This window comes from Caproiciproducens puteiluti (assembly GCF_052442865.1).
Taxonomy (GTDB): domain Bacteria; phylum Bacillota; class Clostridia; order Oscillospirales; family Acutalibacteraceae; genus Caproiciproducens.
The window spans coordinates 1897832-1917953 of sequence record NZ_CP194790.1 but is presented as its reverse complement, the minus strand read 5'-3'; the positions used below and the strand labels follow the sequence as shown (position 1 = coordinate 1917953).

Genomic DNA, 20122 nt, shown 5'->3' with positions numbered 1-20122 from the left:
GTCGGCACTCCATTACGGGAACCTTATCTGTAAATAATATCTTCACGCGCAGGGCCGTTGGAAACAATCTTAATCGGAACTCCGATCGCCTTCTCGGCGAATTCAATATACCGGCGCGTGTTTTCCGGAAGATCCTCATAGTTTCTGATCCCGCGGATATCGCATTTCCAGCCGGGCAAAGTCTCAATAATCGGTTTGCAGTGTTTCAGCCGTACGGTCGGGGGGAAAGAATCGATCCGTTCGCCGTCCAGCTCATAGGCTACGCAGACCGGAATTTCATCCAGATACCCCAGTACATCCAGAACAGTCAGTGCAACGCAGGTAGCGCCCTGCACCTGGCAGCCGTACCGGGAAGCGACCAGGTCCAGCCAGCCCATTCTGCGCGGCCGTCCGGTCGTGGCGCCGAATTCACCGCCGTCGCCGCCCCTGCGGCGAAGCTCATCGGCCTGTTCCCCGAAAATTTCGCTGACAAATTCCCCTGCGCCGACGGCGCTTGAGTAGGCTTTTACGACTGCGATAATTTCCCTGATTTCATAAGGAGGAAGGCCCGCTCCGATGGTACCGTATCCGGCCAGCGTCGAAGACGAGGTAACCATGGGATAAATCCCGTGGTCGGGGTCCTTCAAAGCGCCGAGCTGTCCTTCCAGCAGGATATTTTTTCCTTCCTGAACCGCTTTGTGCAGAATGGAAAACGTATCCGCTACATAGGGCTCCAACAGCTTTTTATATTCCATCAGCTGATTGTAAATCTCATCCACCGTCAGTTTGGGCTGGTGATACAGATGCTCATACAGCACGTTTTTCAGCGTAATGACTCGGTCGATCTTCTCCTTTAAAGAGTTCTCGTCGTCGTAAAGCTCACTGATCTGGAAGCCGATCTTCGCAAACTTGTCGGAATAAAAAGGTGCGATTCCAGACTTTGTCGACCCGAAGGAATGGGAAGAAAGACGCGCTTCCTCAAACGTATCAAGCTGAATATGGTATGGCATGACCAGCTGTGCGCGGTCCGAAATAACGATGTTCGGCTTCGGAACGCCGCGCTCCTGAAGCGCCTTCAATTCCTTGACGAAATTCTCTACGCTGAGCGCAACGCCGTTGCCGATGATATTCGTGATATGGCTGTAAAAAACACCGGATGGCAGCTGGTGAAGGGCAAATTTGCCATAGTTGTTTATAATGGTGTGACCGGCATTGCTGCCGCCCTGAAACCGAATGACAATGTCGGACTGAGCTGCTTCGACGTCGGTGATTTTACCCTTGCCTTCGTCTCCCCAGTTTGCGCCAACAATTGCTTTAATCATATGCATTCACTCCGCCGTGCCGCTACGGAATTTGCTGAAAAACTGCCCTGCGGCCGAATTTAGGCAGTATGGAAACAACTCAATTATAATATCACACTTATTCTGAAAAGCAAAGCAGAATAACAATAAAAAAATAATTCCTATTTCTCTGTATCAATTATAAATTTATTTCCGCTTTTTCATCGGGAACAAACTCATAAGGCGCGATCGCCCTGCCGACTACTTCGTCAATAAACTCCTCGGTCTGCTGCGGCGCCCTGCCCACATACTTTTCCGGCTTGACGATCGCGTAAAGCTCCTCGAGCGTCACGCCGAAGATCGGATCGGCGGCAATACGGGAAAGCAGATCGTTTTCCCCGCCCTCTTCCTTGACCACTTTGGAAGCGGCCATGGAATGCACCCGGATCCTTTCGTGAAGCTGCTGGCGGTCCGCGCCGCGCTTGACGGCGTCCATCATGATGTTTTCCGTCGCCATAAACGGCAGCTCCCTTAAAAGGTGCTGCTCGATTACCTTCGGGTAAACGACCAGTCCGTCCGCGACGTTCGCGTACAGGTTCAAAATGCCGTCCACGGCAAGAAACGCTTCCGGAACACTGATACGTTTGTTCGCGGAATCGTCCAGCGTACGCTCAAACCACTGCGTCGCCTCCGTAATGTACGGATTCAGGCTGTCGATCATGACATATCTGGAAAGGGAAGCGATTCGCTCGCTGCGCATCGGGTTGCGCTTGTAGGCCATCGCGGAGGAACCGATCTGGTTTTTCTCAAACGGCTCTTCAATCTCCTTCAGATGCTGCAAAAGACGGATATCATTGGAGAATTTGGCCGCGCTCTGCGCAATTCCGCTCAGAACGGAAAGCATCTGGCTGTCCAGCTTTCTTGAATACGTCTGGCCGGAGACCGCAAAGCAGGAGGTGTACCCCATCTTTTCGGCAATGAGTTCGTCCAGCTTCTTTACCTTTTCGTGGTCTCCGTCAAACAGCTCCAGGAAGCTGGCCTGTGTGCCGGTGGTACCCTTGGAGCCCAGAAGCTTCGCCTTGGAAAGCTGATACTCCACATCCTCCAAATCCATCAGCAGGTCCTGAATCCAGAGCGTGGCCCGCTTGCCCACCGTGGTGGGCTGTGCCGGCTGGAAATGGGTAAATGCCAGCGTGGACAGGTCCTTATACTGCACGGCGAATTTGGAAAGCACGCGGATCACGCCGACCAGCTTGTTCCTTACCAGCCGCAGCGCCTCCGTCATGATAATAATGTCCGTGTTGTCGCCCACATAGCAGGACGTCGCGCCAAGATGGATAATCGGCATGGCCTTCGGGCACTGCTGACCAAAGGCATAAACGTGCGACATTACGTCGTGGCGCACCACTTTTTCGCGCGCTTCGGCAACTTCGTAATTGATGTCGTCCTGGAACCGGATCATTTCATCGATCTGTTCCTGCGTGATGTTCAGCCCGAGTTCTTTTTCAGCCTGCGCCAGTGCGATCCACAGCCTGCGCCATGTTCTGAATTTTTTATCCGGTGAAAACAAATATTTCATTTCGTCGTCCGCATAACGTGACGAAAGCGGTGATTCATAAGTATTTTTCAATGGTATGATCCTCCAAACAGGAAATTAGAATCTTTTGATCGGCGTGCAGTAGTCGTAATTCTTATTTGCAATCAGATAATCCGGCACGGGCGCGGGATATTTCCCGGAGAAGCACGCGTCGCAGAAGCCGCTGCACCCGCCCATCATTTTCGGCAGATTGTCAAGGTGCAGAAAATCGATGGAATCCGCGAAGCTCATCTTCCCGATTTCCTCAATGCTGTGCTGGCAGGCGATCAGATCGTCCTTGGACGGAATGTCCGTTCCGTAATAGCACGGCCATAAAAAGGGCGGAGAACTGATCCTGAGATGGACCTCGGTCGCCCCGGCGTCCTTCAGCATGGTGACGATGCGAGCGCTGGTCGTTCCGCGTACAATGGAATCGTCCAGCATGACCACCCGTTTCCCTTTTACGCAGGAGGAAAGCGCGTTCAGCTTGATCCGTACACTGCGCACCCGCTCGGACTGGCTTGGCTTTATAAACGTCCGCCCGATATAGCTGTTCTTTACAATCCCCTTCTGATAGGGGATACCGGATTCCTCGCTGTAACCGATCGCGGCGTCAATTCCGGATTCCGGCACACCGATTACGATATCCGCTTCGACCGGGTTCTGCTTTGCAAGCAGGCGTCCGGCTTCCTTTCTCGCTTCATAAACGCTTTTTCCGTCAATGTAGCTGTCCGTTCTCGCAAAATAGATATACTCGAAGACACAGAGCGATTTTTCCACGTTTACAGGGTCCTTGATGGAACGCAGGCCGTTGCTGTCCACAACAACGATTTCCCCCGGCTCCACGTCGCGCACATATTCCGCCCCGCACGCGTCCAGCGCGCAGGTTTCGGACGCAAAAACATAGGAATTGTCAAGCCTGCCAATGCAAAGAGGCCGGAAACCGTGCGGGTCGCGCGCGGCAATCAGCTTTTGCGGGCTCATGACCACGAGGGAATACGAGCCCTGGATTTTCGGAAGCGCACGGCGGACTGCTTCTTCAATCGAAGGAGCATCCACACGCTCCCGTGCAATGATATAGGCGATGACTTCGGTATCGATCGTCGTCTGGAAAATACATCCCCTGTGTTCCAGCTCATGGCGAAGCTCGTAGGCGTTCGTCAGATTCCCGTTGTGGGCAATCGCGAGGGTTCCCTTGATATAACGCATGACAAGGGGCTGAGCATTTTCGCGCACGCTGCCGCCCGCAGTGGAATAGCGGACATGACCGACCGCCATTTGGCCGACAAGGTCATCCAGAATTTTATCGTTGAACGCCTCGGTGACAAGGCCCATGTCCTTCGAGTAGGAAATAACCCCGCGGTCGCAGACGGCAATTCCGCAGCTTTCCTGCCCCCTGTGCTGCAAAGCGAGAAGCCCGTTGTAGGCGGCGTAGGCGGGTGCCGTCCCGCCGTCGGAATAAATTCCGAAAACGCCGCATTCTTCGTGCGGTTTGGAAAGATCGTAATCCATCACAGAGCTGTTCAAATACTCACCATCCCTATCCATTATAAGCCGATGCGCTTCATTACCTCGGCGTAAGCCTCTTCCACTCCGCCCAAATCTCTGCGGAAGCGGTCCTTGTCAAGCTTTTCGTGGGTACTGACATCCCAGAAGCGGCAGGTATCCGGGGAAATTTCATCCGCAAGAATAATCCCGTCGGCGCAGCGGCCGAATTCCAGTTTGAAGTCGATCAGTTCTATGTTGACGGAGAGGAAAAATTCTTTCAGGATTTCGTTGATCTTCAGCGACATGGCGCTGATCTGGTCAACTTCTTCCTTCGTTGCAAATTCAGCGGCAAGAATGTGGTATTCGTTGACGATCGGGTCGCCCAGCTCATCATTCTTATAGCAGAATTCCAGCACGGTGGTCTTCATTGGGGTGCCTTCCTCCAGACCGAGCCTTTTCGCAAGGCTGCCGGCCGCTTTGTTGCGGACAATTACCTCAAGAGGGACGATTTTGACCTTCTTTACAAGCGTTTCGCGGTCGCTCAGTTCTTTGACGAAATGCGTTTTGATGCCGTGTTTTTCCAGCAGCTGGAACAAATAATTGGACATTTTGTTGTTGACAACGCCTTTGCCGACGATTGTCCCCTTTTTCTGTCCGTTAAAGGCAGTTGCATCGTCCTTGTAATCGACGATGCAGTAGTCCTTATCATCCGTTGCGTAAACCTTTTTTGCCTTGCCCTCATAGAGAAGCTCACATTTTTTCATCATTATTTTCCTCCTATAACTCATTTATATCCATGATTTGAATACGCGGATTTTCTTCTCCATTTCTTTGAATGGAGCTGTCAGATAAAGTTCAGGAACTTGGAAACCTTCGTGATGTCAATCACGGAAAGCTGAGTGGTTTCCACGTGCTGGGCACAGGTCAGGAACGCGTTGGCCGTATCCAGCGAAGTCAGGCAGGGAATGCCGGATTCCACCGCGTTTCTGCGTATTTTATAGCCGTCCCTGTTGTGCACCACCCCGCGGGACGGAGTATTGATGACCAGATCGATTTTGCCAGAGGTAATATGGTCGAGGATATCCGGGCTGCCCGTTCCGATCTTATTGGTGCGGATGGTCGGGATATCGTGGTCGTTCAGAAAATCGGAGGTTCCCGCCGTAGCGTAGATCGTCCATCCAAGGTCGTAGAGCCCTCTGGCAATGGGCAGAGCCTCTTCCTTATCGCTGTCCTTCAGGGTAAAAATCACCCTGCCGTTTTTAATCATGTGTACGCCGGCGCCGTAAAACGACTTGATCAGCGCCTCATCAAAGGTACGCGCGATTCCCAGCACCTCGCCGGTGGATTTCATTTCCGGGCCGAGGTTGACGTCGGCCCCGTAAAGCTTTTCAAAGGAGAAAACCGGCATTTTGATAGCGATCAGGTCTTTTTCCTTCTGCAGTCCGTAGTGGTAGCCCATGTCCGGCAGGGTCTTGCCAAAGAAGGTGCCAACAGCCAGCGGTACGATCGGGATACCCGTTACCTTGCTGATATAGGGCACGGTCCTGGAGGAACGCGGGTTTGCCTCGATGACATACACTTCCTGATCCTTGACGATAAACTGAATATTCAGCAGTCCCCTGACCTTCAGCGCCTTTGCGAGCCGGCGGGTATACTCCACAATCAGCTCCTGCATATCCTTCGGTACGCCGATGGCGGGATAAACGGAAATACTGTCTCCGGAATGGATACCGGCACGCTCAATATGCTGCATGACACCCGGAATGACCGAGTCGATTCCGTCACAGACGGCGTCGACCTCCACCTCGGTGCCCATAATGTATTTATCCACCAGAATCGGATGCTCCTGCGCAATCCGGTTGATGATGCCGATTTGTTCGACGATGTCCTCGTCGGCATACGCGATATGCATGCCCTGTCCGCCGAGCACATAGGAAGGCCGGATAAGTACAGGGTAACCCAGCTCGTTCGCCGCCCGGATGGCTTCGTCACAGGTAAAGACCATACGGCCGTCGGCACGCGGAATCTGGCATTCAAACAGGATTTTGTCGAACCGCTCGCGGTCTTCCGCCTCATCGATGCTGTCAAACGAGGTCCCGAGAATCGGAATGCCCATTTTTTCAATGGCCCCGGCCAGCTTGATGGCGGTCTGGCCGCCGAACTGCACGACGGCGCCGTCCGGCTTTTCCAGATCGATAATATGGCGCACATCCTCTTCCGTCAGGGGCTCAAAGTACAGCTTGTCGGCAATGTCAAAGTCCGTGCTGACGGTTTCCGGATTGTTGTTGACGATGATGGTTTCATAACCAAGGTCCCTCAGCGCCCAGACACTGTGAACGGAACAGAAATCGAACTCGATCCCCTGCCCGATGCGGATGGGGCCGGAACCGATGACAAGGATTTTCTTTCGGTCGCTCTGCGGCAGGGATTCATTCTGGATTCCGTAGCTGGAGTAATAGTACGGCGTTTCTGCGTCGAACTCGGCCGCGCAGGTGTCGACCATTTTATAAATGGGATGAATGTCCCACTCGTCTTCCATTGCCCGGATTTCTTCTACGGTCTTGCCGCTTAGCTGCGACAGGGTTTTGTCAAGAAATCCAAAATCCTTTGCTTTCAGAAGCAGGGCCTTATCAATCGGCCCCGCGGCAAAAGCTTTTTCGACCTGGATGATCGAAAGCAGCTTGTCAAGGAACCAGAGATCGATTTTCGTAATATCGTGAATCTTTTCCGGGGCCACGCCGCGCCTAAGCGCTTCGGAAACTACCCAGAGCCGCCGGTCGTCGACGACATAAAGCTGTTGCTCCAGCTCGCTGTTCGTAAGGCTGCGGACATTGGGGTCAAGCAGGCTGAAAACATTCTGCTCCAGCGAGCGGATGGATTTCATCAAAGCCGCTTCAAAGGTCGGGGCAATCCCCATGACTTCGCCGGTCGCTTTCATCTGGGTACCCAGGCTGCGCTTGGCGTAAACAAATTTATCAAACGGCCATCTCGGAATTTTCACCACGCAGTAGTCCAGTGTCGGCTCAAAGCACGCAAAGGTCTTTTTTGTGATGGCGTTCTGAATTTCGTCCAGTGTATAGCCCAGCGCGATTTTGGAAGCCACCTTCGCGATCGGGTAGCCCGTCGCCTTAGAGGCAAGCGCGGAAGAACGGCTTACGCGGGGATTTACTTCGATCACGCAGTACTCAAAGCTTTTCGGATTCAGAGCGAACTGAACGTTGCAGCCGCCTTCCACCTTCAGCTCCCGGATGATGGCAAGCGCGGCGGAACGGAGCATCTGCGTTTCCTTATCCGCAAGCGTCTGGCAGGGAGCGACGACAATGGAGTCGCCGGTATGAACGCCGACGGGATCGAAGTTTTCCATGTTGCAGACCGTGATGCAGTTGCCGTTGCGGTCGCGCATGACTTCGTACTCGATTTCCTTCCAGCCGGAAATACACCGTTCAATCAGCACCTGGTTCACGCGGCTGCGGTGCAGGCCGAGTGTTGCGATCGAGAGCAGCTGCTCTTCGTCGGCCGCAATGCCGCCGCCGCTTCCGCCCAGTGTGTACGCGGGGCGTACAACAACGGGATAACCGATTTTCCTCGCGATTTTGACGCAGTCCTCAATATTTTCCGCAACGGCGCTCTGCGCGCAGGGCTGCTGGATGCGCTCCATGGCTTCCTTAAACAGCTCCCTGTCCTCCGCCATCCGGATGGTGTCGGCGTTTGTGCCGATCATTTCCACGTTGTTTTCCTTTAAGAAACCGGACTCCTCCAGCTCCACCGCAAGGTTCAGCGCGTTCTGGCCGCCCAGGGTCGGAAGGATACTGTCCGGATTTTCTTTGAGAATTACTTTTTTGATGGTTTCAACGGTCAGAGGCTCAATATAAACCTTATCGGCGATCTGCTTGTCCGTCATGATCGTCGCCGGGTTTGAGTTAATGAGGATGACCTCTATACCCTCTTCGCGGAGCGCGCGGCAGGCCTGCGTTCCAGCGTAATCGAACTCCGCAGCCTGACCGATAATGATCGGACCGGAGCCGATGATGATTACCTTTTTGATATCTGTTCTCTTCATATCTGGCCTCCTCCTATCAGCTTGAGAAATTGATCGAAAAGAAAGCCTGTGTCAAGCGGGCCCGGAGAAGCTTCCGGATGGTACTGCACAGAAAACACTTTTCCATTTTTATAGTTCAATCCCTCAATACTGCCGTCATTCATGCTGATAAAGCGGACGTCGGCTACTGAAGGATTGATTGTGTCACCATTGACCACAAATCCGTGGTTCTGGGAAGTAATATACACCCTGTTGGTACTCAAATCCTTGACCGGGTGATTAATTCCTCTATGGCCATATTTCAATTTATAAGTATCAAATCCCTGAGAAAGCGCCATCAGCTGATGTCCCAGGCAAATCGCAAAGGTTGGGACGCCGTGGGCATACACCTTCTTCAGTTCGGAAATAGCCTTTGTGCACTCCTTCGGGTCGCCGGGGCCGTTGGAGAGCATGATGCCGTCCGGTGAAAAAGACATCATATCCTCAAAAGAGGCGTCGTACGGGAAGCATTTTACGGTACAGCCGCGCCTCACAAGCGAACGGATAATGTTGCTCTTCACCCCATAATCCGCCAGAGCGATCTTAACGGGTCCGTCGCCGTACACCTTCTGTTCCCCGCTGCTGACAAGAGGGACGCAGGATTCCAGCACAAAGGCGTCGATCTGTTTTTTCATTGCCGCGGGATCAATCTGATCTCCGTAAGCAATCATGCCGCGCATGGTGCCGCTTTCACGCAGCACCTTCGTAATGGTGCGCGTATCCACGCCCTGAATGCCGGGAACATGGTTCTGTTTCAAAAAGGTGTTCAAATCCACGTCACAGCGGAAATTACTGGCCGCGCCGGAAACGGACCGTACAATAAAGGCCCGCAGCCACGGCTTTGTAGATTCCGTATCATCATAGCAGATGCCGTAATTTCCAATGAGAGGATAGGTCATGACAACCCCCTGCCCCGCATAGGACGGGTCGGTCAGCAGCTCCGTGTAGCCGCACATGGCGCTGTTGAACACGACCTCGCAGAGGACGTCATGTTCATCGCCAAAACCCGCTCCCTCAAAGGTCATTCCATTTTCAAGCATCAGCAATGCTTTCATTTAATCACCAACCATTCTTATTATTCAACATCAATCGCAATTGTTCAGACAGCAAATCGGTTTCTAGTCCTAAATGGAATGGACAATTTGACCGTTAAGCTTTGAAGGAGCGGATGATTCTTTCCAACGCTTTTTCCGTATTTTCCTTCGTGTTAAAGGAAGTCAGGCGGAAATAGCCTTCGCCGCCCACGCCGAAGCCGGAACCCGGAGTACCGACCACGCCGGTTTTTTCAAGCAGAAGATCGAAAAACTCCCAGGAAGTAAGTCCGTCGGGCGTTTTCAGCCAGACATAGGGCGAGTTCACGCCGCCGTAAACTTCAAATCCCGCCTTTTTCAGGCCATCCACAATGATTTTGGCATTATTGAGATAGTAAGCGATGTTTTCCCTGACCTCCCGCCGGCCTTCCTCGGAGAAAACCGCCTCTGCGCCGCGCTGGACGACATAGGAAACACCGTTCATCTTTGTAGACTGGCGCCGGTCCCACAGCTTGTTCAGAGAGACTCCGCCGAACACCAGTTCCTTTGGAAGAATAGTGTACGCGCAGCGCGTTCCGGTAAAACCGGCGGTCTTTGAAAAGCTTCTGAACTCGATCGCGCATTTTTTCGCGCCCTGTATCTCATAAATGCTGTGCGGCATGTCCTTTTCCGTGATAAATGCTTCGTACGCGGCATCGTAGAGGATAACGGATTGATTCGCAAGCGCGTAATCCACCCACTTTTTCAGCTCTTCGCGGCTGATTCCGACACCGGAGGGATTGTTGGGGAAACAAAGATAGATCATGTCGGCTCGCTCTTTGGGCAGCTCGGGCAGAAATCCGTTTTCCTTCCGGCAGGGCATGTAGACGATCTTGCTCCACCCCTTGCCCTCGCTGTACTCTCCGGCTCTTCCGGCCATCACATTGGTGTCGACGTAAACCGGGTAAACCGGGTCGCACACCGCAACCACGTTATCCGCACCGAAGATATCCCCGATGCTGCCGGTATCGCTTTTCGCGCCGTCGCTGACAAAAATCTCATCGATGTCAATCTGCACCTCGCGCTTTATAAAATCGTTTTCCGCGATTGCGGTACGAAGAAATTCATAACCGGCTTCCGGACCGTAGCCGCGGAAGGTTTCCGCTTTGCCCATCTCTTCCGCGGCGGCCTGCATGGCCTTTACCACCGCTTTCGGCAGCGGGCGGGTAACATCCCCGATTCCCAGACGGATAATCTCCGTTTCCGGGTGCTGCCCGGAAAATTCGTTCACCTTTTTCGCGATATCCACAAAAAGGTAGCTCGCGGGCAGCTTTACAAAGTTTTCGTTTACTCTTAACAAAATACTACATTCCCTTCATTCATGATTTCCGGCAGACAGCAGAAGCTAAATCTCTATCGTCCCGTCAAAGACGAATTCCGCCGGACCGCGCATCAATACCTTATCCGTCTTTTCTTCCCATTTGATATGCAAATCGCCGCCCCTGAGATGGACGGTTACACTGCGGCCTGTTTTCCGGTTCGCCGCACAGGCAACCGCCACGGCGCACGCTCCGGTTCCGCACGCCCAGGTTTCCCCGGAGCCGCGTTCCCACACGCGCATATTCACTTCTTCCGGACTCAGCACCTGAACAAACTCAATGTTTGCCCTGTGCGGAAAAATTTTGTCGCACTCCAGCATCGGACCGATTTTTTCAATCTTCACCTTGGTTACATCGTCGACAAACAGCACACAGTGCGGATTTCCCATGGAAACGCAGGTCACCCTGTATTCCGTTGTGCCGAACACAACGGGCTCGTCGATCATCCGGTCCTTCGGGTACGTCACCGGAATTTTTTCAGTCTGAAAATCCGGCCTGCCCATGTCCACGGTAACGGAAACGACTATCCCATTTTCGACATCCAGATAAAGCGTTTTTACGCCGCTCATGGTGTCGACTTTCAGAACGTCCTTTTTTACAATTCCGCGTTCGTACACGTATTTGCCCACACAGCGGATCCCGTTGCCGCACATCATTGCCTGCGACCCGTCCGCGTTATAAATATCCATACGGCAGTCGGCTTTGTCGGACGGCTCTATTAAGATAATTCCGTCCGAACCGACGCCGAAATGTCTTTCACTGAGCTTTATGGAAAGCTCGGATGGATTTTGGACTTTTTCCTCAAAACAGTTGATATAGATATAGTCATTGCCGATGCCCTGCATCTTTGTAAATTTCAACAAAATCCACCTCCTATAAATTCAGAATAATCATTGCGGTTTCTATCATTTTTTTACCTGAATCCATACTTTTCTTTTGAATAAACCGGTGTGCCTGCGGTTCGGTAAAATTATTGCGTTCCATCAGAATATTTTTCGCCTGTTCAATCACCTGTTTTTCATCATAGTTCCCATTGGCGATCTTCTTTTTAATGGTTAGGCTGCTGTAATCGGAAATATTCAGCAGCATATTCACGGAAGAAAGCAGGTCCATCCGATTGATCGGCATGATTAAGCTGGCGCAGGAAAGCGATTCGGAAATATCCATCTGCTGGGACTTTACGATAAACAGGAAATCGTAATTGGAACCGACCGACCTCGGCAGGTTCAGCGCCGGCATATCCATCAGCTTTACGCTGCAGACCACCACGCCTCCATGATAATGCCTGTTCGCAAAATCGATTACCTGCGAGCCGGTTGTACACACACCACTGACATTCAAACCGCCGGTACGGAGTACGGCCGCTATTTTTTTAGCGTAATCCGCATTTGAATTCGCTACAAGAATACTGCTCATATTTAACAACTCCGTAGAAAGGAATGTGGTGTTTTTGGCAGCCTAATCAGAATTTATTCAGATACTGGTCCAGCTCCCACTCCGTAACCGTAGTGGAAAAGTCGTACCACTCTCTTTCCTTCGCCTCGGTGTATTTGTTAAACACATGGTCACCCAGTGTCTTTTCAATAAAGGGGTCCGCCTTCATTTCTAAAACAGCGTTGTTGAGATCCGTCGGCAAAGCCTCGATTCCCGCAGCCGCTCTTTCCCCGATATCAAAATCATAAATGTTCGCGGCAACCGCGTCAGGCGGCGTCAGGTCATTTTTGATTCCGTCCAGTCCCGCCGCGAGCAGCACCGCAAACTCCAGATAAGGATTGCAAGCGGGATCGGGGTTGCGCAGTTCCACCCGCGTGCCTTCCCCTCTGGAAGCGGGTACACGGATCAGCGCGCTGCGGTTGCTTAAAGTCCAGGCGATATTGCAGGGCGCCTCAAAACCCGGGACCAGTCTCTTGTAGGAATTGACCAGCGGGTTGGTAATGGCGCACATCCCTTTGATATGCTTTAAAATACCCGCAATAAAATTATATGCAATATGGCTTAACCCGGTCTCGCTGTCCGGATCGTAAAAGGCATTCTTTCCGTCTTTGAACAGGGACATGTTGGTATGCATCCCGGAACCGCAGCGACCGTAAACCGGCTTGGGCATAAAAGTGGCGCAAAGCCCGTGGGAATCCGCGCAGGACTTCACGACCATCTTAAAGGTCAGAATATTATCCGCCGCGGAAAGCGCCTCGCTGTATTTAAAATCGATCTCGTGCTGCGCAAAGGCGACCTCATGGTGCGACGCTTCGATTTCAAACCCCATCTCTTCAAGATTCAGGCAGATATCGCGGCGCGCGCTTTCGCCCAGGTCGGACGGTCCCAGATCAAAATAGCCGGCGGTATCGTGCGTAACGGTCGTAGGATGCCCGAATTCGTCCGTGTTGAACAGGAAAAATTCGCATTCTGGGCCCACGTTGAACGTGTAACCCATCTCCGCCGCTTCCTTCAGCGTCCTTTTCAGGACATAGCGGGGGTCGCCCTCAAACGGCTCTCCGTTCGGCTTGTAGATATCGCAGATCAGCCGGGCGACACGGCCGTGCTGCGTGTGCCACGGAAGGATGGTAAAAGAATCCAGATCCGGTCTGAGGTACATGTCGGACTCCTCGATCCTGACGAACCCTTCAATGGACGAGCCGTCGAACATGCACTGATTGTCAAGCGCCTTTTCGATCTGGCTGGTCGTAATGGCCACATTTTTCAAGGTACCCAGAATGTCCGTAAACTGCATGCGGATAAACCGCACATTATTTTCATCAATCATCCTGATAATGTCGTCTTTTGTATATTTACTCAAATCGATACCTCCCTGAAAATAAAAATAACAAGGGTGCTCCTTTACAGAACCTCCTTGTCTACATCATTTCAATAATAAGTATATTCTATTATATTCTGTATGCAGTGTCAATCTTTTTCGAATTGAAAGGGACATTTCATTTTAATGCACAAATTTTCAATCGCTCCCCTTTATTTTCCGTCTTTTTGCAGAATTGATACGTCTGTCCTGCAAAAAGCAAGTATTTTTTTATAAATTTTAATTGTAAATGATTGTATCCGGGCTTTTGCTGTGCTAAACTGTTGAATTGAGAAGTATTATTAAGTCGAATAATACCGTTCTCAATTTTATATAGGAGGATATACCCATGTCTTATGTTAAAGAGCAACTCGCAAACGTTATCCAGCAAAATCCCAGCCAGCCCGAATTCATTCAGGCGGTAACCGAAGTTTTAACGTCCCTGGCTCCGGTTATTGAGCAAAATCCCCAGTATCAGAAAGCCGGTATTCTGGAAAGGCTGACCGAGCCGGACAGACAGGTGAAATTCCGCGTAGCCTGGGTGGACGACGCAGGCAACGTACGGGTAAACCGCGGCTACCGCGTTCAGTTTAACAATGCAATCGGACCGTACAAGGGCGGCCTTCGCTTTCATCCGTCCGTAAACATCGGTATCCTGAAATTTCTTGGATTTGAACAGATTTTCAAGAATTCCCTGACCGGCCTGCCGATCGGCGGAGGCAAAGGCGGTTCCGACTTTGACCCGAAAGGCAAATCAGACCGCGAGGTCATGGCCTTCTGCCAGAGCTTTATGACGGAGCTCTGCCGCCACATCGGACCGGACACAGACGTTCCTGCCGGCGATATCGGCGTAGGCGGCCGCGAAATCGGCTACCTGTTCGGCCAGTACAAGCGCCTCAGAAATGAATACTCCGGGATACTGACTGGCAAGGGACTGACCTTCGGCGGTTCCCTCGTCCGCACGGAAGCGACCGGTTTCGGTCTGCTTTACTTTACCGACGCAATGCTCCGTAAAAACGGCAAATCCATCGAAGGAAAAATCATCGATATTTCCGGTTCGGGCAATGTCGCCATTTATGCCTGCCAGAAGGCGCAGGAGCTCGGCGGAAAGGTCGTGACTATGAGCGATTCCACCGGCTGGATCTACGACGCTGAAGGAATCGACCTCAAGGCGATCAAGGAAATCAAGGAAATCAAGCGCGGACGCCTGTCCGAGTATCAGGCATATCGCCCGAATTCCGTATACCATGAGGGCAAAGGCGTTTGGAGCACTCCATGCGACATTGCGCTTCCCTGCGCCACCCAGAACGAGCTGCTTCTCGACGACGCGAAAGAACTCGTGAAAAACGGCGTATTCGCCGTAGCGGAAGGCGCCAATATGCCGACCAGCATTGAAGCTACGGAATACTTCCAGGCGAACGGCGTTCTGTTTGCCCCCGGCAAGGCATCCAACGCAGGCGGCGTCGCAACCTCCGCACTGGAAATGAGCCAGAACAGCATGCGTCTTTCCTGGAGCTTTGAAGAAGTCGACATAAAACTGAAGAGCATTATGGAAAACATTTTCACGAACGCCTCCGACGCCGCGGAAAGATACGGCTGCCCGAAGAATTATGTAACGGGCGCCAATATTGCGGGCTTCGTCAAGGTAGCGGACGCCATGCTCGCGCAGGGCACGGTTTAATTAAAACTCTACTTAACAAAAGAATTACCGCCGCCCGGAAATATTCCGGACGGCGGTTTTTATGTGCTCATACCGTTTAAAGGCGATCATTTATGATATTTGCCGTGATGGATGATCTGAAAGGCGCGGTATATCTGCTCACAAAGCATCACACGGGCCAGCTGATGAGGAAAAGTCATCGGCGACATGGAAAGGCGGAAATCGGCCTTTTGCTTTACTGCCTCACTGAGCCCAAACGAGCTTCCGATGACAAAGCTGACTGTGCTGGTTCCGTTTACGGCCAGCGTATTGATTTTATCGGAAAGCTGCTCGGAAGAAAGCGCTTTCCCCTCAATGCAAAGCGCTAACAAGGCGGAATTTCCCGCGGCGGAAAGAATGGCGTCCCCCTCTGTTTTCAGGGCAGCCCTGATCTGAGCGTCCGACGGATTATCCGGCAGCCTGCACTCAGGCAGCTCGAGGATGGAAAAGCTGCAGAATGCGCGCAGCCTTTTTTCATACTCCGCGCAGGCGTCCTTCCAATAGGCTTCCTTCAGTTTTCCGACACAGATAAGATGAACCGTAAGCATAATTCCACCTAAAAAATAATTCCTTTTCCCGTGTTGTTTTCTCTCGGCGCAACTGAAAGCTGGAAGTCGACTCCCTCTTTCAGCCCGGCCACGGAAAGAGAACACAGGGCCGTTTGAAACGCAAGCTCCGGCGTGTTGTTTTCAGCGCTCAAGTGTGCCAGAATAAACCGCGTCGTTCCCTTTTGCGCCAGATTCGTAAGCTCATCTGCGCAAGCCTGATTCGAAAGGTGGCCCGTGTCGGACAAAATCCTCCGCTTCAGCGGGTACGGATATGGCCCGTTTTTCAGCATTCCGACGTCATGGTTTGATTCCAGCACCACCAGATCCGCACCGGTCAGCTGATCGCGCACCGTGTCGGACAAAAAGCCGAGATCGGTGGAAAAGCCGACGCTTCGCCCGTCGTGGGTCTGCACACGGTATCCGACGCTTTCCGCACAGTCGTGGGAGGTACGGAAGGGCTTGATAAACATACCGGCGCACTCCATTCCCTTTTCACCGATCACATCAGCCTGAAAAGTCCCGTTGGCGCACCCCATCCTTTCCAGCGCATCTAAAGTACCGGAAGAGGTGTAAACCGGAATGTGCTTCCGGGAGGCCAGCACGCGCAAGCCCCGGATATGGTCGATATGTTCATGCGTAACAAAAATCGCTTTCACCGACTCAATACCTATCCCACAGGTTTCCAGCATATTGTTGAGCTGCTTTGCCGTTCTTCCCGCGTCGATCAGAATCCCCTCGCAGGAAGAACCTATGTAATAACTGTTTCCGCTGCTTCCGCTGAAAAGCGGACATATTCTCGCCATGAATAACCTCCCAAATAAAGAAAAGGGAAAGACCGATGTCAATCCCTTTCAAATCGTTCAAAATATTCAGATTGCCTGCGCCACTGCCGGCTCAGGAACATGAATCCGCTGAATATCCGCCCCTAAATTCAAAAGCTTCTGCTCTACATTTTCATATCCGCGCTCAATATGGTTGATGTCCTCAATCTGAGTGGTGCCCGACGCCGCAAGCGCCGCAATCATCATCGCCGCACCGGCACGCAAGTCGGTTGCCTTTACAGGAGCGGCATTCAAATGATCCACGCCTTCCACAACAGCAAGCTTGCCGTCAACGGAAATCTGCGCTCCCATTCTTCTGAGCTCCTCCACGTAGCGGAAACGATTGTCCCAGACACTCTCATTAATGATACTCGTCCCGTTTGCCATGGAAAGAAGCACCGCGATCTGCGGCTGCATATCCGTCGGGAAGCCCGGATGGGGCATTGTCTTGATATTGCATTTGTTCAGTTTTCCCGTGCGGCTGACACGGACCGCGTCGTCGAATTCCTCCACCTGAACACCCATTTCCTCCAGCTTTGCGGATATGGATTCCAGATGCTTGGGAATTACGTTTTTGACAAGGACATCTCCGCCGGTCGCCGCCGCGGCAACCATATAGGTCCCCGCTTCAATCTGGTCGGGAATAATGGAATAAGTCGTTCCGGCCAGGTGGGTCACACCGTATATTTTGATCACATCGGTGCCGGCGCCCCTGATATCCGCTCCCATGGAATTCAAAAAGTTGGCAAGGTCGACAATATGGGGTTCCTTTGCAGCATTTTCAATGACTGTCATTCCTTTTGCCTTTACAGCAGCCAACATAATATTTACGGTTGCGCCGACAGACACAACATCAAGATAAATATTGGCTCCTGTTAAAGCCTGCGTATAGACGTCCACCATGCCGCCTTCCAGCTTATAGGCCGCGCCGAGGGCCGCAAAGCCCTTCAGGTGCTGGTCGATCGGGCGGACCCCAAAGTCGCATCCGCCCGGCATGGTAACCACCGCGTGGTTAAAGCGGCCAAGCAAAGCGCCTAAAAGGTAATAAGACCCACGTATATGACGCGCCAGTTCGTAGGACGCCACGTGGGTATGAATCGGTCTTGGATCAATTTCAATCGTCGATTTGTCGATATTGCGAATCTTAGCTCCCATATCATACAGGATTCTTGTAATGGAAGAAACGTCTGTAATATTCGGAATATTTTCAATACAGCACACACCATCTGCCAAAATCGCTGCCGGTATAATTGCGATCGCGGCGTTCTTTGCACCGCTGATGGTGACTTCACCGGTCAGGCGATTGCCACCCTTAATAACGTACTTGTCCAATGCGGCACGCTCCAATCTAAAGTTAAACAATACTATTATTACATTTTTACGCAAAATATTAAGCGTTTTCAATGAATATATTGTTGTAAATATTTTGAAAGTAATCAACTAAAATATACGAAAAAAGAAGGAAGAAATAGCCAATTATTTATTTCATTGCACTGTTAATGATAATAATACACAATGATGGAAAAGTCAATAACCAACAAAACAAATAGTCCGTTTTTGTAAATATCACTAAAAAGCGTTCTGTTTCCCGTTCTGGGAAACAGAATGCTTTCCGTGTTTTGCCAAAATATTACCTGCTGACATAACTCAGCGGATTCACCTTGGTGCCGTTTTTAATCACTTCAAAATGACAGTGCGGACCGGTGGAGTTTCCGGTGCTTCCTACAAGGGCAATCGCCTGCCCTTTGGAGACCCTCTGGCCCGCCGAAACCAGAATTTTGCTTGCATGGCCGTAAAGCGTCTGCAGCCCGCCGCCGTGGCTGATTTTTACACAGTAGCCGTAGCCGCTGCTCCAGCCCGCCGATACAACGGTACCGCCGTCGGCCGCAACAATCGTTTTCCCGTAGGCGCTGCCGCCGGAGATATCGATCCCGGTATGGAAGCTGCCCCAACGCCATGTGAAATAAGTGGTTATGGTGTGAAGGGAGGGAACCGGCCACATCAGGTTTCCGCTGCTGACGCCGGCGCCGCTGTACTTCGGCCGCTTCTTGGTTCCCGTGATTACCACCTTATCGGTGGACGGCACCACAACGGTTCTGCTGATGACGTCGCGCTTTTGTTCGACGCCGTTTACATAATACACCTTGTCAACACATTTCTGCGTTCCGTTTACGCCATCGGTCTTCACTTTGGAATAATCGGTATACTGGGAATCATCCTTAATCGTTACTGTTTTATACGAAAGAGGAACTTCATACGTCAAATTTTTGGTCAACTGAACATTCAGCGTCGGGACTGCAACCTGCAGGTTGATCAAATCCCCCGGCATCAGATTGTCCCCCAGCTGATTGCTGTTGATTTTGTTCAGCTCGGAAATGGTCGTATGGTTTGCCTTGGCAATGGAAGTAACCGTATCCCCTTCTTTTACGGTATAAGTCACCGCCGACTGGGAAGTACCGTTGATCAGTTTATCCATTGACTCGGTAGCCATAATGGTTGTGGTCGGAAACAGCCCGTTGATGGTCTCCACATCCTGCGCAAAGTCCACCGAAGCGCTCGTGTCCCCGCCCTTTGCCTTGTTCAAAACATTCTGCAGCATATAGCGCAGATCCGCGCTGCTTTTCACCGCGCCGAGCAGCTCGCCGTTTACATAAAGGCCGCTTGCTTCCTCAATGATTCCGTTTGACTGCTGGATAATCTTGTCGCAGACCGAATTAACCTCCAAAAAGCTGTTTGCATCCACTACTTCAAGCCGAAACGTGGGGGTGACGTTGATATTGATATCACTGTCGGCCGTGTCGTGAACCATGCGCTGGCTCACCATTTCGCTCGCCTCTTCAAAGGTTTTTTCATTCTGAATAGTAGCGACTTCCTTCCCGTCATAGGCAAGAACCAAGCCGTAATTCAGTCCGTTCCAGAAATGCACGGTAGCCCCCAAAAGAAAAATCGCTCCTATGGGAACCACAATGTTCAAAATAGAAAACACAAAGCCCCTGTGACGGACAAAGCTTTTTCCCGTAACGGTAAGATACTCTTTAAAAACACGTCCGTAGCCCAGTTTTCTTGCCTGTGCAATCCTGTCTCGGGCAATAGAAAACCCTTCCCGGATGGACTGAAACTCTTCTTTCAGGCGGGAAATCCGTTTGCCGACTGTGGCGGCGTAGATCGATCTGCATAAATTCGTAAACGGTCTGAAAAACCGGGAAAGCCTGCGTCCAACTCTTTTCAGGATTCTGACCGTCTGGATACCTACAATATATAAATCATCCGCTGTTTTATTCAATAACTGATAACCGGAATCTCTGTATGCGCTTTTTGTTTTCTTTAGCTTCGAGAGCTGCATGAAACAAAATCCTTTCGGGTTAATAAATTGTTACAAGTTTGTAATACGTTTTTAATCATATAACAAATTTGCCTATTTTGCAACCCGTTGGAATCAAATTAACAAATATGCAACAATTTGGCATTTAAAA

General features: G+C 51.4%; 15 protein-coding genes. 1 reads left to right on the top strand and 14 read right to left on the bottom strand.

All coding sequences use genetic code 11. The features are described from left to right. Positions 1-23 precede the first annotated feature (23 nt). The 10 genes from ACRQU7_RS09260 to glnA form a co-directional block, all read right to left on the bottom strand. Complete coding sequence (locus tag ACRQU7_RS09260) at positions 24-1301, bottom strand: adenylosuccinate synthase (RefSeq protein ID WP_444645409.1); 1278 nt, start codon at positions 1299-1301, stop codon at positions 24-26. A 157-nt stretch (positions 1302-1458) separates the two neighbouring features. Further along, on the bottom strand, positions 1459-2889 hold the full coding sequence (purB, locus tag ACRQU7_RS09255) for an adenylosuccinate lyase (protein WP_444645407.1): 1431 nt from the start codon (positions 2887-2889) through the stop codon (positions 1459-1461). Positions 2890-2913: 24 nt separating this feature from the next. Next, positions 2914-4347 carry an amidophosphoribosyltransferase gene (gene purF / locus ACRQU7_RS09250; RefSeq protein ID WP_444645563.1) on the bottom strand — a complete coding sequence of 478 codons (1434 nt, stop codon included), beginning with the start codon at positions 4345-4347 and terminating at the stop codon, positions 2914-2916. Positions 4348-4382: 35 nt separating this feature from the next. Continuing rightward, positions 4383-5087 (bottom strand): phosphoribosylaminoimidazolesuccinocarboxamide synthase, encoded by a 705-nt coding sequence (gene purC / locus ACRQU7_RS09245; protein WP_141827914.1) that lies wholly within the window; start codon positions 5085-5087, stop codon positions 4383-4385. An 80-nt stretch (positions 5088-5167) separates the two neighbouring features. Next, the gene (gene carB / locus ACRQU7_RS09240) at positions 5168-8383 is read right to left on the bottom strand and encodes a carbamoyl-phosphate synthase large subunit (RefSeq protein ID WP_444645405.1); all 3216 of its coding nucleotides are present in this window, start codon (positions 8381-8383) and stop codon (positions 5168-5170) included. Next, complete coding sequence (locus ACRQU7_RS09235; protein ID WP_444645403.1) at positions 8380-9456, bottom strand: carbamoyl phosphate synthase small subunit; 1077 nt, start codon at positions 9454-9456, stop codon at positions 8380-8382. The genes carB and ACRQU7_RS09235 overlap by 4 nt, the downstream gene beginning before the upstream one ends. A 94-nt stretch (positions 9457-9550) precedes the next feature. Next, positions 9551-10771, bottom strand: a complete 1221-nt coding sequence (locus tag ACRQU7_RS09230) for an LL-diaminopimelate aminotransferase (protein WP_444645401.1) — start codon at positions 10769-10771, stop codon at positions 9551-9553. A gap of 45 nt (positions 10772-10816) precedes the next feature. Further along, on the bottom strand, positions 10817-11650 hold the full coding sequence (gene dapF, locus ACRQU7_RS09225; RefSeq protein WP_444645561.1) for a diaminopimelate epimerase: 834 nt from the start codon (positions 11648-11650) through the stop codon (positions 10817-10819). 13 nt (positions 11651-11663) lie between these two features. Then, positions 11664-12206, bottom strand: coding sequence for an ANTAR domain-containing response regulator (locus ACRQU7_RS09220; protein ID WP_444645399.1), 543 nt, complete (start codon positions 12204-12206; stop codon positions 11664-11666). A 46-nt stretch (positions 12207-12252) separates the two neighbouring features. Continuing rightward, positions 12253-13584, bottom strand: coding sequence for a type I glutamate--ammonia ligase (glnA, locus tag ACRQU7_RS09215; RefSeq protein WP_444645397.1), 1332 nt, complete (start codon positions 13582-13584; stop codon positions 12253-12255). Positions 13585-13930: 346 nt separating this feature from the next. Between glnA and gdhA the strand changes: the two genes are divergently transcribed. Then, positions 13931-15262, top strand: coding sequence for an NADP-specific glutamate dehydrogenase (gene gdhA, locus ACRQU7_RS09210; RefSeq protein WP_141825153.1), 1332 nt, complete (start codon positions 13931-13933; stop codon positions 15260-15262). A gap of 86 nt (positions 15263-15348) precedes the next feature. Here gdhA and rlmH read toward each other — a convergent pair whose 3' ends face one another. From rlmH to ACRQU7_RS09190, 4 genes are all read right to left on the bottom strand, one after another. After that, entirely contained in the window at positions 15349-15828 is a 480-nt protein-coding gene (gene rlmH, locus ACRQU7_RS09205) for a 23S rRNA (pseudouridine(1915)-N(3))-methyltransferase RlmH (protein ID WP_444645394.1), read from the bottom strand. 8 nt (positions 15829-15836) lie between these two features. Further along, complete coding sequence (locus ACRQU7_RS09200; RefSeq protein WP_038324013.1) at positions 15837-16631, bottom strand: MBL fold metallo-hydrolase; 795 nt, start codon at positions 16629-16631, stop codon at positions 15837-15839. 66 nt (positions 16632-16697) lie between these two features. Continuing rightward, complete coding sequence (locus tag ACRQU7_RS09195; protein ID WP_038324007.1) at positions 16698-17981, bottom strand: UDP-N-acetylglucosamine 1-carboxyvinyltransferase; 1284 nt, start codon at positions 17979-17981, stop codon at positions 16698-16700. Between the two features lie 298 nt (positions 17982-18279). Then, entirely contained in the window at positions 18280-19932 is a 1653-nt protein-coding gene (locus ACRQU7_RS09190; RefSeq protein WP_038324471.1) for a M23 family metallopeptidase, read from the bottom strand. Positions 19933-20122: the final 190 nt, after the last annotated feature.